The sequence below is a fragment of the Bradyrhizobium sp. NAS80.1 genome, from assembly GCF_001908205.1.
Classification (GTDB): domain Bacteria; phylum Pseudomonadota; class Alphaproteobacteria; order Rhizobiales; family Xanthobacteraceae; genus Bradyrhizobium.
Window position 1 is genome coordinate 1 of record NZ_LGHL01000258.1, and the last position, 12,858, is coordinate 12,858.

Annotated in this window: 10 protein-coding genes and 3 pseudogenes; 7 read left to right on the forward strand and 6 right to left on the reverse strand. The window is 64.1% G+C overall.

Annotation, left to right across the window (positions count from 1 at the left end):
- Nucleotides 1-201 precede the first annotated feature (201 nt).
- Nucleotides 202-1,144, forward strand: a protein-coding gene (locus AC629_RS40360; protein ID WP_143199828.1) for an IS630 family transposase whose coding sequence is annotated in 2 segments (ribosomal slippage) — nt 202-537 and nt 539-1,144 — 942 coding nt in all. Because the reading frame shifts where the segments join, the coding sequence is not laid out codon by codon here.
- A gap of 20 nt (nt 1,145-1,164) precedes the next feature.
- On the opposite strand, the gene AC629_RS40365 is transcribed toward AC629_RS40360, so the two are convergent.
- The 4 genes and pseudogenes from AC629_RS40365 to AC629_RS40380 all read right to left on the reverse strand — a co-directional run bounded on the left by AC629_RS40365 (nt 1,165) and on the right by AC629_RS40380 (nt 3,977).
- On the reverse strand, nt 1,165-2,064 hold the full coding sequence (locus AC629_RS40365; RefSeq protein ID WP_084810239.1) for an EamA family transporter: 900 nt from the start codon (nt 2,062-2,064) through the stop codon (nt 1,165-1,167).
- 264 nt (nt 2,065-2,328) lie between these two features.
- Nucleotides 2,329-2,610 carry a GIY-YIG nuclease family protein gene (locus AC629_RS40370; RefSeq protein ID WP_084810240.1) on the reverse strand — a complete coding sequence of 94 codons (282 nt, stop codon included), beginning with the start codon at nt 2,608-2,610 and terminating at the stop codon, nt 2,329-2,331.
- Between the two features lie 111 nt (nt 2,611-2,721).
- Nucleotides 2,722-3,496, reverse strand: a pseudogene (gene ubiG, locus AC629_RS40375) (bifunctional 2-polyprenyl-6-hydroxyphenol methylase/3-demethylubiquinol 3-O-methyltransferase UbiG).
- A 13-nt stretch (nt 3,497-3,509) separates the two neighbouring features.
- The gene (locus AC629_RS40380) at nt 3,510-3,977 is read right to left on the reverse strand and encodes a PH domain-containing protein (RefSeq protein WP_084810241.1); all 468 of its coding nucleotides are present in this window, start codon (nt 3,975-3,977) and stop codon (nt 3,510-3,512) included.
- A gap of 150 nt (nt 3,978-4,127) precedes the next feature.
- On the opposite strand from AC629_RS40380, the gene AC629_RS40385 reads away from it, so the two are divergent.
- From AC629_RS40385 to AC629_RS40400, 4 genes and pseudogenes are all read left to right on the forward strand, one after another.
- Nucleotides 4,128-5,384 carry an aspartate kinase gene (locus AC629_RS40385; RefSeq protein WP_084810242.1) on the forward strand — a complete coding sequence of 419 codons (1,257 nt, stop codon included), beginning with the start codon at nt 4,128-4,130 and terminating at the stop codon, nt 5,382-5,384.
- Between the two features lie 288 nt (nt 5,385-5,672).
- Nucleotides 5,673-7,941 (forward strand): annotated as a pseudogene (gene ptsP / locus AC629_RS40390) (phosphoenolpyruvate--protein phosphotransferase).
- 58 nt (nt 7,942-7,999) lie between these two features.
- Nucleotides 8,000-9,085 (forward strand): peptide chain release factor 1, encoded by a 1,086-nt coding sequence (gene prfA / locus AC629_RS40395; protein ID WP_084810243.1) that lies wholly within the window; start codon nt 8,000-8,002, stop codon nt 9,083-9,085.
- A gap of 136 nt (nt 9,086-9,221) precedes the next feature.
- Nucleotides 9,222-9,620, forward strand: a pseudogene (locus AC629_RS40400) (DUF5996 family protein); the annotation flags it as partial.
- Nucleotides 9,621-9,795: 175 nt separating this feature from the next.
- Here AC629_RS40400 and rpiB read toward each other — a convergent pair.
- On the reverse strand, nt 9,796-10,245 hold the full coding sequence (gene rpiB, locus AC629_RS40405) for a ribose 5-phosphate isomerase B (protein ID WP_084810244.1): 450 nt from the start codon (nt 10,243-10,245) through the stop codon (nt 9,796-9,798).
- Nucleotides 10,246-10,304: 59 nt separating this feature from the next.
- On the reverse strand, nt 10,305-10,730 hold the full coding sequence (locus AC629_RS40410) for an HIT family protein (RefSeq protein WP_084810245.1): 426 nt from the start codon (nt 10,728-10,730) through the stop codon (nt 10,305-10,307).
- A 90-nt stretch (nt 10,731-10,820) separates the two neighbouring features.
- Here AC629_RS40410 and prmC point away from each other — a divergent pair, with 90 nt between their 5' ends.
- A complete protein-coding gene (gene prmC, locus AC629_RS40415) occupies nt 10,821-11,717 on the forward strand; it encodes a peptide chain release factor N(5)-glutamine methyltransferase (RefSeq protein ID WP_143199829.1) in 897 nt (298 codons plus the stop codon).
- 462 nt (nt 11,718-12,179) lie between these two features.
- A partial coding sequence (locus AC629_RS40420; protein ID WP_084810247.1) for a DUF4167 domain-containing protein occupies nt 12,180-12,858 on the forward strand: 679 nt, incomplete at its 3' end.

The following is a 12,858-nucleotide window of genomic DNA, read 5'->3' on the forward strand; positions in this document are numbered from 1 at the left end:
GACGGCCTCCCAAATCGACCAATCCAGCCCATGTTGATGTGTCAGCTATGTCTCCGAACACCCGTCAGTGATCTGTTCGGGCTAAACAACAAGCCCGGGCATGACGGCGGCTAGAGCATGTTGTTTTTTATCGGAATCGGGATTCCCATCGGATCTAATTTCTGATTCAAACTCCATGCTGGAGAACGGGGGCCAGCATGGATGACGCGACCCTATTCAGAAGACCTTCGTGAACGGGCCCTGGCGCGGGCTGACGCAGGGGAGACGGTTCTCTCGATTGCAGAGGCGCTTCAGATCAGCCCGTCCTGTGTAACGAAGTGGAAGAATCTGCAGCGGGAGACTGGAGGCGTTTCGCCAGGCAAGATCGGCGGTCACAAGAAGCCGGTTCTGTCGGGCGCTAATGCTGAGTGGCTGCGCAAGTGCGTTCTCTCGGGGCCGTTCACCTTGCGGAAGCTGACACAGGAGCTGGCGGCGCGCGGGATCAAGACAGACGTACGGGCGGTGTGGACGTTTGTGCATGCCGAAGGGCTGAGCTTCAAAAAAAACGATCCTGCCGGCCGAACAAGATCGCCCCGACATCGCTCGTAAACGGGCCCGCTGGAAGGCCCATCAAGGCAAGATTGACGCTTCACGCCTAATCTTTATCGACGAGACCTGGATCAAGACCAACATGGCGCCACTGCGCGGTTGGGGACCGAGTGGAGAGCGGCTCCAAGCATCCGCGCCTTTCGGTCACTGGAAGACGATGACCTTCATCGCAGCGCTGCGGCACGACCAGATCAGCGCACCTTGGGTCATCGACGGCCCCATCAATGGCGAACTCTTCACCCTCTATGTCGAGAAGGTGCTGGCTCCAACTCTGGCAAAAGGCGAGATCGTCATCCTCGACAATCTCGGCAGTCACAAGGGCAAGTCCGCTCGCAATGCGATCCGCGCCACCGGAGCGCACCTGCTCTTCCTGCCGCCCTACAGTCCCGATCTCAATCCGATCGAACAGGTCTTCGCCAAGCTCAAACATCTGATGCGAGCCGCTGAGCCGCGCGATGTCGAGGCAACTTGGCGCAAGGTCGGCGAACTCCTCGACCTCTTTTCTGCGCAGGAGTGTGCCAACTATCTCAAAAACTCAGGCTATGTTTCCGTATAAAAACATCATGCTCTAAGAGGTCAGACCCCCACGAGCAGCGCCACGCCCACCACGATCAGCACGATGCCGAAGATCTCGCGCGGCGCGATCGGCTGCTTGAACGAGTAGTAGGCCACTCCTTGCGCGAACAGCACCTCGATCAAAGCGAGCGTGCGGACATTGGCGGCTGCCGTCAACGCGAAGGCGAGGAACCAGAACTGGGACGCGAAGGCGCCAATGAAGCCGGCGAGCGCCGACGGCCTCCACAAGCCCAGGATCGACTGAAGCACCTTTGGAGCGCGCCAGAGCAGGTAAACCGTCAGCACCAGCGTCTGCACGAACAGGCCGAGCACCAGCGTGAAGGACGAGGCCGTCACGAAGGACACGTTCGGCACCGTGATGATGGCGCCGCGGAAGCCGACCGCAGAGAGCGCGAAGGCCGCCGCGGCGACGAGCCCCGTGATGGTGGGCTTCAGCTCGGCAAAACTCTTCCCGCCGCCGGGCCTGAGCGCGGTGATGACGACACCGACGGTCGCGATCACGATCGCCGGCACCTTGAGCCAGGTGAGGTGATCGCCGAGAAAGACGAAGCCGAAGATCGCGGTCTGGATTGCCTCGGTCTTGAGGTATGCCGTCGTCACCACGAAGGAGCGGTCGTTCATCGCAAGCAGCATCAGGCCGGTCGCAACGATCTGGCTGAGCGCCCCCAACAGCAGCCACGGCCAGAACACCGTCGGCGGCATGCTGAGATGATCGCCGGAGACGACCAGCACCACGCCTAGGAACAGCAGCGAGAACGGGAAACCGAACAGGAAGCGGATATTGGTCGCGCCCCAGGTCCCCAGCGGCTTCGTCAGCGACCGCTGCATCGCATTGCGCGCGACCTGCCCGACCGCGGCAATGACGGTGAAGGGAATCCAGAGGCTGGTGACGGTGAGCATGGGGTGAGGGTGCCAGAGCAGGACAGGAGTGGGCCAACCTGCAAGCTGAGGCTCGCGCGGTCAACCGCACGGATGTCATGGGAGCGATGCCCGCGCCACAAACTCCCCTCTCGTCCCTGCGAACGCAGGGACCCATAACCCCAGGGAGCAGTTAGGCGGAAGCTGCTAACCCGCGCGTCCACCACCATGCCTTCCGATAGATTCCGCGGTATGGGTCCCTGCGTTCGCAGGGACGACAGCGAGCGATTTGGCAACGGCGTGCTATCAAACCAGCAGATCGCTCAGGTCACGCCACTCCGGGTTCTCGCGCTCGATCAGTTCGATCTTCCAGTCGCGCTTCCAGCGCTTGAGCTGCTTTTCGCGGGCAATCGCTTCTTCTGCCCGCTCATAGGCCTCGGTGTAGACAAGCCGGTGCACCCCGTAGCGCCTGACGAACTCCGAGCCCTTGCCGCTCCGATGCTCTTCCAGTCGCTTCTGGAGCGAGTTGGTTATGCCGATATAGAGCGTTCCATGGCGGCGACTGGCGAGGATGTAGACGTAGTACATGCTCGGAACGCCTGTCTCGGCTAACTACAGGGGCCTGTGGTTATGGGTCCCGGCGTTCGCAGGGACGACACCGCCCGGAGAGCGACAGCTCGCACCTCACTCACGGCAGCCTCACACCATGCCTTCCGCCACGACCATGTAGTTCACGTCCATGTCGGAGGAGAGGGTCCATTTGTCGGCGAAGGGGCTGTAGACGACGCCGGTCTGCTCGGTGATGACGAGGCGGTTGTCGAGCAGATATTTTGTCAGCTCGTCGGGGGGTGACGAACTTGTTCCATTCGTGGGTACCGCGCGGCAGCCAGCGCAGGACGTATTCGGCGCCGACGATGGCGAGCGCAAAGCTCTTCCAGTTCCTGTTCAGCGTCGAGACCACCATCAGCCCGTTCGGCTTCAGCATCGACGCGCAGCGCTTCAGGAAAACGCCGACGTCGACGACGTGCTCGACCACCTCCATCGCCAGCACGATGTCGAAGCGCTCGCGCGGATCGATCTCCTCCACCGTGGTGCAGCGGTAGTCGATCGCAAGATGGCCCTTATCGGCATGCAGCTTCGCCGCGGCGATGTTGCTCGCCGACGGGTCGATGCCGATGACCTGCGCCCCCAGCCGCGACAGCGGCTCGCACAACAGGCCGGCGCCGCAGCCGATGTCGAGCACACGCAGGCCACCGAGGCAGTTGAGGCTGCGCACGTTGCGCTCGAACTTGCGGCAGGCGGCGTCGCGGATGTAGCCGAGCCGCAGCGGGTTGATCCGGTGCAGCGGGGCCATCTTGCCCTTGGGGTCCCACCACTCTGCCGAGAGCTTGGAGAATTTCGCGATCTCGGCGGCGTCGACGGTCGAGCCCGGAGGGTTGCTTGCGGTTGCGGAAGTATCTTGTTGCATGCTCATGAAGTGGCGGGTCCTACCGCGTGGTGATCGAACTACGGAAGGCGAGCGGCGAGTCGACGGTCCCGATCGTCTCGATCCCCTCGCCAACGCCGCGAATCGTCACGTCGCCGTAGTTGAGAATACGTCCAAGAATCGACTGATTGACGTCGACGCTCTCGACCTTGTCCAGCGCCATCTCGAAGGTGCGGCGCTTGATGAACCCGGTCTTGTGCACAACCCTGAGGTTGGTGACGTCGGTCTCGGTGGTGAAGCGATGGAACCAGCCCTGGACGGTCCAGTACAGGGCGACCAGCGCCACCAGGCCGGAGCCGAACAGGCAGAGGACCATTATGCTGTAGATAGTGGTCTGACGGGAGGCCACGAACAGGGCCATGGCCACGATCCAGGCCACGATGGCCGGAAAATAGAAGATCCAGTGCGCATTGGTCGAATACAGCACGCGCTCCCCGGGCTGCAGGATCTCGTCAATATAGCGCGCCATAACCTCGATTAACCCATTGCCCGGATTGGCCCCCCGCAGGAACCCGCTTGCCCCCGGCCCCGCCCCTCTGTATACGCGCGGTCGGGTGTCCGCGGCATCGCCTCGCGCGGGTCACCATACTTATCCTTATGAGGGAATGCACGCGTCGTCATGAGCCGCCTCGTGATGAAATTCGGCGGCACGTCCGTCGCCAACATCGAACGTATCCGCAACGTCGCACGCCATGTGAAGCGTGAGGTCGACGCCGGCCATGAAGTGGCCGTGGTCGTCTCGGCGATGTCCGGCAAAACCAACGAGCTGGTGGCCTGGTGCACCGAGGCCTCGCCGATGCACGACGCGCGCGAATACGACGCCGTCGTCGCCTCCGGCGAACAGGTGACCTCGGGCCTGCTGGCCATCGTGCTTCAGGGCATGGGCATCCAGGCCCGCTCCTGGCAGGGCTGGCAGATCCCGATCAAGACCAGCGACGCCCACGCCTCGGCCCGGATCGAGGACATCGACGGCAGCGAGATCATCAAGCGCTTCCAGGAGCGCAAGGAGGTCGCGGTCATCGCCGGCTTCCAGGGCATCAATCCCGAGACGAACCGCATCACCACCCTCGGCCGCGGCGGCTCGGACACCTCGGCCGTGGCGATCGCCTCCGCCGTCAAGGCGGACCGCTGCGACATCTACACCGACGTCGACGGTGTCTATACCACCGACCCGCGAATCGTGCCGAAGGCGCGGCGGCTCGATAAGATCGCGTTCGAAGACATGCTGGAACTGGCTTCCCAGGGCGCAAAGGTGCTCCAGGTCCGCTCGGTGGAACTCGGCATGGTCCACAACATGCCGATCTTCGTCCGCTCGAGCTTCGACAAGCCCGAGGATATCGACCCGCATGCCAACCAGCCGCCCGGCACGCTGATCTGCAGCGAGGAGGAGATCATGGAAAGCCACGTCGTCACCGGCATCGCCTTTTCGAAGGACGAGGCCCAGATCTCGGTGCGCCAGATCGAGGACAAGCCCGGCGTTGCGGCATCGATCTTCGGCCCGCTGGCGGATGCCAACATCAACGTCGACATGATCGTGCAGAACGTCTCCGAGGACGGCAAGACCACCGACCTCACCTTCACGGTGCCGGCCGCGGACTACACCCGCGCCAAGGAGACGATCACCGCCGCCAAGGCCAAGATCGGCTATGCACGGCTCGACACCGCTACCGACGTTGCCAAGATTTCGGTGATCGGCAGCGGCATGCGCAGCCATGCCGGCGTCGCCGCCCAGGCATTTGCGGCTCTCGCCGGACGGAATATCAACATCCGGGCCATTACAACCTCCGAGATCAAATTCTCGGTTTTGATCGACACGGCCTATACCGAGCTCGCGGTGCGCACCCTGCACACGCTCTACGGTCTCGATCAGACTTAGACGAATTTTCTCTTAGCGGTCGCAGCAAACGCGAAGGTGTACACACCTTCGCGTTTGGCAGGCGTTTTGCTTGGCAAAACAAGCCTCAATTCGCTATACGGCGAACAGGGTGGGCTGCCGCAGACTGTGTCCCAGTTCAGGCGGCGCTGATTCGGCGCAAGCGCCAAATCGAGACAGATTTGGACTTGCGCCTGCGCCGGACAAACAAAATTGTTTGTTCTTCTGGAGTTTTGGGCCAGCCGCCGGCCGATACCGCCGGGCCAGGCAGACGGAGGAGATTGACGGCACATGCGGAGCGCGTCGGGAGGTCCCCGCGTCTTGTTGAGACGGCTCCGCGAAACCATGGCGGAGCAGGTCTCGGCCCAAGAGCGGCTGGACAAGATCGTGGTGCTGATCGCCGCCAACATGGTGGCCGAGGTGTGCTCGGTCTATGTGCTGCGCATCGACAACACGCTCGAGCTCTACGCCACCGAAGGTCTCAAGCGCGAGGCGGTGCACCACACCGTGCTGAGCGCCCATGAGGGCCTGGTCGGCCTTGTCGCCAGCGAGGCGACCCCGCTCAATTTGAGCGATGCCCAGAGCCACCCGGCCTTCTCGTTCCGCCCGGAGACCGGCGAAGAAATCTATCACTCCTTCCTCGGCGTGCCGATCCTGCGCGCCGGCAATACGCTCGGCGTGCTGGTGGTGCAGAACCGCGCCAAGCGCAACTATGTCGAGGAGGAGCTCGAGGCGCTGCAGACCACCGCGATGGTGCTGGCGGAGCTGATCGCATCCGGCGAACTGTCCGCGCTGGCCCAGCCGGGCCTTGAGCCTGCCGCGCGCCATTCCGCGCAGAAGGTCGGCGCGATCCTGTCGGAAGGCATCGCGCTCGGCCATGTCGTGCTGCATGAGCCGCGCGTCGTCATCAAGGACTACATCGCCGAGGACCTTCCGAAGGAAATCAAGCGGCTCGACACCGCGCTCGCCAAGTTGCGCGCCGATCTCGACCGCATGCTGGAACGCGGCGACGTCGCCGAAGGCGGCGAGCATCGCGATGTGCTGGAAGCCTACCGCATGTTCGCCAACGACCAGGGCTGGTCGCACAAGCTGCATGAGGCGGTCGCCACCGGCCTCACCGCGGAAGCCGCCGTCGAGCGCGTGCAGTCCGACACCCGCGCGCGCATGCTGCGCTCGACCGATCCCTATTTGCGCGACCGCCTGCACGATCTCGAGGATCTCGGCTACCGCCTGATGCGGCAGCTGGTCGGCCAGGACCACGCCCCCCTCGCGCGAGCAACTGCCCGACAATGCGATTGTCATTGCGCGCGCGATGGGTCCGGCGGCGCTGCTCGACTACGACCGCAAGCGCCTGCGCGGCATCGTGCTGGAGGAAGGCACCGCCAATTCCCATGTCTCGATCGTGGCGCGCGCGCTCGGCATTCCCGCGGTCGGCGAGGTACCGAACGCACCGGGCATTGCGGACCCCGGTGATGCCATCATCGTCGACGGCACGTCGGGCTCGATCTATGTGCGCCCGTCGCAGGAGATTGAGGCGGCCTTTGCCGAACGGGTGCGGTTCCGCGCCCGCCGCCAGGCACAGTACCTGGCGCTGCGCGACCGGCCCTGCGTCACCAAAGACGGCCAGAAGGTCGAGTTGATGATCAACGCGGGTCTAGCGATCGACCTGCCGCACGTCGACGACACCGGCAGCGCCGGCATCGGCCTGTTCCGCACCGAGCTGCAATTCATGGTCGGCCAAAGCCTGCCGCGCACCAGCGACCAGCTCGCGCTCTATCGCACCGTGCTCGATGCCGCGGGCTCCAAGCCCGTCACCTTCCGTACCCTTGACATCGGCGGCGACAAGGCGCTGCCCTACATGGAAGCGGTGATCGAGGAGAATCCCGCGCTCGGCTGGCGCGCGATCCGGCTCGGGCTCGACCGTCCCGGCCTTTTGCGCGGCCAGATCCGCGCGCTGCTGCGTGCCGGCGGCGGTCGCGCGCTGCGCGTCATGTTTCCGATGATCTCCGAGGTCGCCGAGTTCGACGCCGCAAAGGCGCTGGTCGAGCGCGAGCTTACCTATCTGCGCCAGCACGGGCACACGCTGCCGGAGCGGATCGACATCGGCACCATGGTCGAGGTGCCGGCGCTGCTCTATCAGCTCGACGAGCTCTTGAAGAAGGTCGACTTTATCTCGGTCGGCTCCAACGACCTGTTCCAGTTCCTGTTCGCGGTTGACCGCGGCAATGCCAAGGTCTCCGAGCGCTTCGACACCATGTCCGCGCCGATCCTGCGCGTGCTGCGCGAGATTGCGCGCAAGTCGAACGCGGCGAAGAAGTCGCTCTCGCTCTGTGGCGAGATGGCCTCCAAGCCGATCGGAGCGCTCGCCCTGATCGCGATGGGCTATCGCTCGCTGTCGCTCTCGGCGACTGCGCTCGGCCCGGTCAAGGCGATGGTGATCGATCTCGATGCGAAGAAGGCCGAGGCGATGCTCGGCCCGTTGCTGGACGCGCCCGCCGGCAGCATCTCGATCCGGCAGAAGCTGACGGAATTTGCCGAGGCCGAAGGCCTGGCTTTGTAGCGGGTCTATCGCCGCTTCCCGCCGCCTCGCCTCCTTCCGCCCATTTGAGACCGAACCGATGTCGTCACTCCCCGAAGCCAAACTGGACGTCCTGCTCGCGCATCACGCCTCTCTGGAGGCCGAATCGCTCGGCCAGCTCGCCTCCGAGCGCTATGTCCAGATCACCCGCGAGCTCGCCGAGATCACCCCGCTGATCGAGGCGGTCAAAACCTATCGCTCCGCCGTGAAAGAGCTCGCCGACACCGAGGCGCTGATCGCCGATCCCGCAACGGATGCCGAGATGCGCAGCATGGCGGAAGCCGAGCGCGAGGAGCTGACGCCCAGGATCGAGGAACTGGTCCAGAAGATCCGTGTCGCGCTGCTGCCCAAGGACGCCATGGACGACCGCAACGTCGTGCTGGAAATCCGCGCCGGCACCGGCGGCGATGAGGCGTCATTGTTCGCCGGCGACCTGTTCCGGATGTACGAACGCTTCGCGAGCTTGCAGGGCTGGAAGGTCGAGGTGATCTCCGCGAGCGAAGGCACCGTCGGCGGCTACAAGGAAATCATCGCGGAGGTGCAGGGCCGCGGCGCGTTCTCGAAGCTGAAGTTCGAGTCCGGCGTGCACCGTGTGCAGCGCGTGCCCGACACGGAAACGCAGGGACGCATCCACACCTCGGCCGCGACGGTGGCCGTGCTGCCCGAGGTCGAGGATGTCGACGTCGACATCAAGAACGACGACCTGCGCATCGAGACCATGCGCGCGCAGGGCGCCGGCGGCCAGCACGTCAACAAGACGGAATCGGCGATCCGCATCACCCACATCCCCACCGGCATCGTCGTGATGATGCAGGACAGCCGCTCGCAGCATAAGAACCGCGCCTCCGCCATGAACATCCTGCGCTCGCGCATCTACGACGCCGAGCGGCAGCGCGTCGAAGCCGCACGCTCGGCTGAGCGCAAGGAGAAGGTCGGCTCCGGCGACCGCAGCGAGCGCATCCGCACATACAACTTCCCGCAAGGGCGCGTCACCGATCACCGCATCAATCTCACGCTCTACAAGCTGCCGCAGGTCATCGCGGGCGAAGCGCTGGGCGAATTGATCGACGCGCTGACCACCGAGCACCAGGCCGCGCAGCTCGCCGCGCAAGGTGCGGCGGCTTAAATCCCGCGCCTCAGCGCGTCTTGTTCAGCGCGCCCTGTCCAGCGCGCCCCGTTTAGCGCTCTTGGCCCGAAACGATTGTAGAATCTTGCCCAGGGCGGGAGCAGCAGCACTCAACTCGTCCAGATGAATGCGCGAGACGCGTTTCTCTGGGCGTCCCGCTCCGCTTCACCCGGGTGGCGTCCCGGGTTTGCCGGACGTCGTGACCCGCGAGGCCTACAGCGACGAGGTCTCGTCCGCCGGCTTTTGGCCGGGCGGAGGTGGTACAGACTTTGCGGCTTTCTACTATGCCTATCCCACCCCGAATGGCTTTGCTGACGGACAGGTCATGCCGGCGGGCGCATACTTCGATCAGAAGCTCGGCGAACATCTCCTACCCTACGACCTTGCGCGAAAATCCAGCGAGCCGGAGGCGACGCTCATGGAGTTCCTGCAAAGCACCTATCGGGCGGCAGCTGATATCGGAAGCTGGGATCGTGCCGCGCTCGAATGTCCGATTGGCTACCCCCTTCGGCCCCGCCCCCTGAACAAGAAATGATGGAGGTTCGAGGAAGGATCGCTGGCTCGTAGCTTGGGTGGAGCAAAGCTGCACTCGTCAATTTCGACTTTGTAGCGATGATGGGCTTCGTAACAGCTCAATTCATCCTACGGTCTTGCTGCAGCGCTATCTCGGCGTCTAGGACGTGGCCCCCCTGATGAAGCAAAGAACGGCGCTATCCTTCCAGCGCCCCGATCATCTCCACCCGCGCCGCATGCCTGCCGCCCTCGAACTGCGCGGCCAGGAACGCATCCACGATATCGAGCGCCAGCCCTTCGCCTACCACGCGCGCGCCAATCGACAGCATGTTGGCATCGTTGTGCTGGCGGATCATGCGGGCTGAGAATGTGTCGGCGCAAACGCCGCAGCGGATGCCCTTCACCTTGTTCGCTGCCATCATGATGCCCTGGCCGGTGCCGCATAGGATGATGCCAAACCGGCAATCGCCCGAGGCGACGAGCCGCGCCGCCGCTTCGCCGTGCTTAGGATAGTGTGTGCTCTCCGGCGTCGTCGGTCCGATGTCGACCACCACCCAGCCATGCGCCGCGATATGAGCGGCAATGGCTTGTCGAAGTTGAATAGCAGCGTGGTCGCTGGAGAGGACGATGCGGTTGCTGGTTGTCATGGAGAAGTGGTCCCGTTTCCCGAGGCAATTCGGCGGCTTGGCCTGGTCAGTCGCCAGGTTCAGCCACCAAGTGCCGCAATCATCCGTTTGGTGTGTTCAGCGAGCACGGCCATATCTTCCTTGCGCGTCTGCGCCGGCAGCAGTTCGACGCCGGCCCTGACCGGCATGACATGCATGTGCAGGTGAAAGACCACCTGCCCGCTGGCCCGCTCGCTGAACTGCTGGAGAATAATGCCCTCGGCGTCGAACGCCCTCATCGCAGCAATCGCGATCCGCTTCGCGGTCCGGGCGACCGCGGCGAGATCGTCATCCGCGATGTCGAGGATGCCGCGCGCCGGCGCTCGGGGAATGACCAGCGTGTGCCCGGGCGAGCGCGGCATGATGTCGAGGAAGGCGAAGCTGCGGTCGTCCCTGAAAACCTCGAAGCAGGGAATCTCGCCGCGCAGGATCTTTGCGAAGACGTTCTGATCGTCATAGGCTGTCATGGATGCCTCCTTCGCCGCGAGGTGCGATCAAACGCGCTCCTTTCCGTTGACGCAAGCAATGCCGCCGATCTATCCACGATGCGAGGCAGGATGGCTCCATTGGCGACAGGGTTCGATTCCGGAAACAGCATCGAGAGTGCGCGGCGCGCCCTCACCGCGCGGCTGCAATCGGCCGGCCTCGAGGAGGCCGCCCTCGATGCGCGCCTGCTCGTTGGCGCCGCGCTGGAGCTCGATCTGACCGGCATGGTCACGCAGGCGGCGCGACAACTCACGCCCGAGGAGGCCGCGCGGCTCGAAGGATATGCGCAGCGCCGGCTTGCGCATGAGCCGGTTGCCCGCATTCTCGGCGCGCGGGAATTCTGGGGCCTGCCGTTCCGGCTGTCCGAGGCGACGCTGGTGCCGCGACCGGACACCGAGACCGTGGTCGAGCTGGCGCTCGAGATTTTTCGAGGGCTCACGATATCGGGACGGCGCCCGCGGATCGCGGATATCGGCGTCGGATCGGGCGCCATCCTGCTCGCACTGCTGCACGAGATTCCCGAGGCGTTTGGAGTAGGCACCGATGTCAGCCTGACGGCACTCGAAACCGCGCGCGACAACGCGGCTGCGCTCGGCCTCGCCGACCGCGCCGCGTTCGTCGCCTGCTCCTACGCGGCAGCGCTTCAAGGCCCGTTCGACCTCATCGTGTCGAACCCGCCCTATATTCCCTCGGGGGAAATTCCGAAACTGAGCATCGAGGTGCGCGAGCACGATCCGCATCTGGCGCTCGACGGCGGCAATGATGGCTATGACGCCTATCGCGCCCTGATCCCGCAGGCGGCTGAACGGCTCGCGCCCGGCGGGGCCCTGATCGTCGAGGCCGGACAGGGGCAGGCCCGTGATATCGAAACCCTGATGACGGCCGCCGCGTTAACGGTGGACAGGCCGCCCAGGGCCGATCTGGCAGGCATTCTGCGGGCCGTTTCGGCCCGAAAAATGCCCCCATAAAAGCCGGTTTGGCCTGTAAAAACCTCTTGGAATATCCCTTCGGAACGACTACGTTCCGGTCAACACATCGGTACCGGCCCCGTAGACCTACGGGTGAAAGCCGGGCTCTCGGGCGAGAGCTTTACTGATTTAAGGTTCCAAGCCGCAGGTCCTGTTGAGCGCGATGGCCAGTGGAGCTGCGCTGCTCTCCGACCGCAACGTGAACGAAAGCCTGATATTGCGCTTGAAGACTTACGCGAGAAAGCTGGGCTTGTTTCGGCAGGCGAAATGAATGGGTTCGCTGGCGATGAATGCTGGCGAGTGGGGAACGCGTCTTTGTTGAACGCGACGGTCGACAAACATCGGCAGGGTTCAAGCCGCTCTTGCGCGCGGTGCGCGCGAGGAATGTGAACCGCTGTCACCAGGTCACTCTCAGCAATCAGTAGTGCGTGCAACCTTTAGGGCTGGAATTAAAGGCAGGACATGAGAAACGGTCAGAACAAGCAGCGGATGCGCAACCGCAACAATAATAATAACAACAACAACCGGCGCAGCCAGAACCCGATGACCCGGGTCTACGAGTCCAACGGACCCGACATCAAGATCCGCGGTACCGCCTCGCACATCGCTGAGAAATATCTCCAGCTTGCGCGCGACGCGCGCTCCTCGGGCGATCCCGTTGCAGCCGAGAACTACTACCAGCACGCCGAGCATTATTTCCGCCTGATCGCCGCCGCTCAGGAACAGTTCCGCCAGAACCAGCAGCCGCGCGGCGACGAGCCGATCAGCACGAGCAGCGACTTTGGTGAGGACGACGGCGAGAATTTCTCGAATTTCGGCCAGGAACCGGGCTTCGTTCCGCAACCGCAGCAGCAGCCTTACACGCGCGACGGCCAGCGTGATCATCAGCAGCGCGACAACCAGCAGCCCTATCAGCGCGACCAGCAGCAGCCGCGCGAGCACCGCGAGCGCGATCATCGTCCGCAGCCGCAGTATCAGCCCCAGCCGCAACCGCAGAACCAGCCGCAGCCCGTCGTTGCCGATGCCGGCAGCGTCGACCGCCTGCCCTCCTTCATCACCGGCGCGCAGCCGCAGGTGAATGCCGGCCAAGGCGGCTTCGAGGGCGGTGGCGGTGGTGGTGGCGAGCGTTATCCGCGCCGCC

Bases quoted from the DNA above. Each gene is read 5' to 3' on its own strand.
- AC629_RS40365 (WP_084810239.1), bottom strand. From the start codon at position 2,064: ATGCTCACCGTCACCAGCCTCTGGATTCCCTTCACCGTCATTGCCGCG.
- AC629_RS40370 (WP_084810240.1), bottom strand. From the start codon at position 2,610: ATGTACTACGTCTACATCCTCGCCAGTCGCCGCCATGGAACGCTCTAT.
- AC629_RS40380 (WP_084810241.1), bottom strand. From the start codon at position 3,977: ATGGCGCGCTATATTGACGAGATCCTGCAGCCCGGGGAGCGCGTGCTG.
- AC629_RS40385 (WP_084810242.1), top strand. From the start codon at position 4,128: ATGAGCCGCCTCGTGATGAAATTCGGCGGCACGTCCGTCGCCAACATC.
- prfA (WP_084810243.1), top strand. From the start codon at position 8,000: ATGTCGTCACTCCCCGAAGCCAAACTGGACGTCCTGCTCGCGCATCAC.
- rpiB (WP_084810244.1), bottom strand. From the start codon at position 10,245: ATGACAACCAGCAACCGCATCGTCCTCTCCAGCGACCACGCTGCTATT.
- AC629_RS40410 (WP_084810245.1), bottom strand. From the start codon at position 10,730: ATGACAGCCTATGACGATCAGAACGTCTTCGCAAAGATCCTGCGCGGC.
- prmC (WP_143199829.1), top strand. From the start codon at position 10,821: ATGGCTCCATTGGCGACAGGGTTCGATTCCGGAAACAGCATCGAGAGT.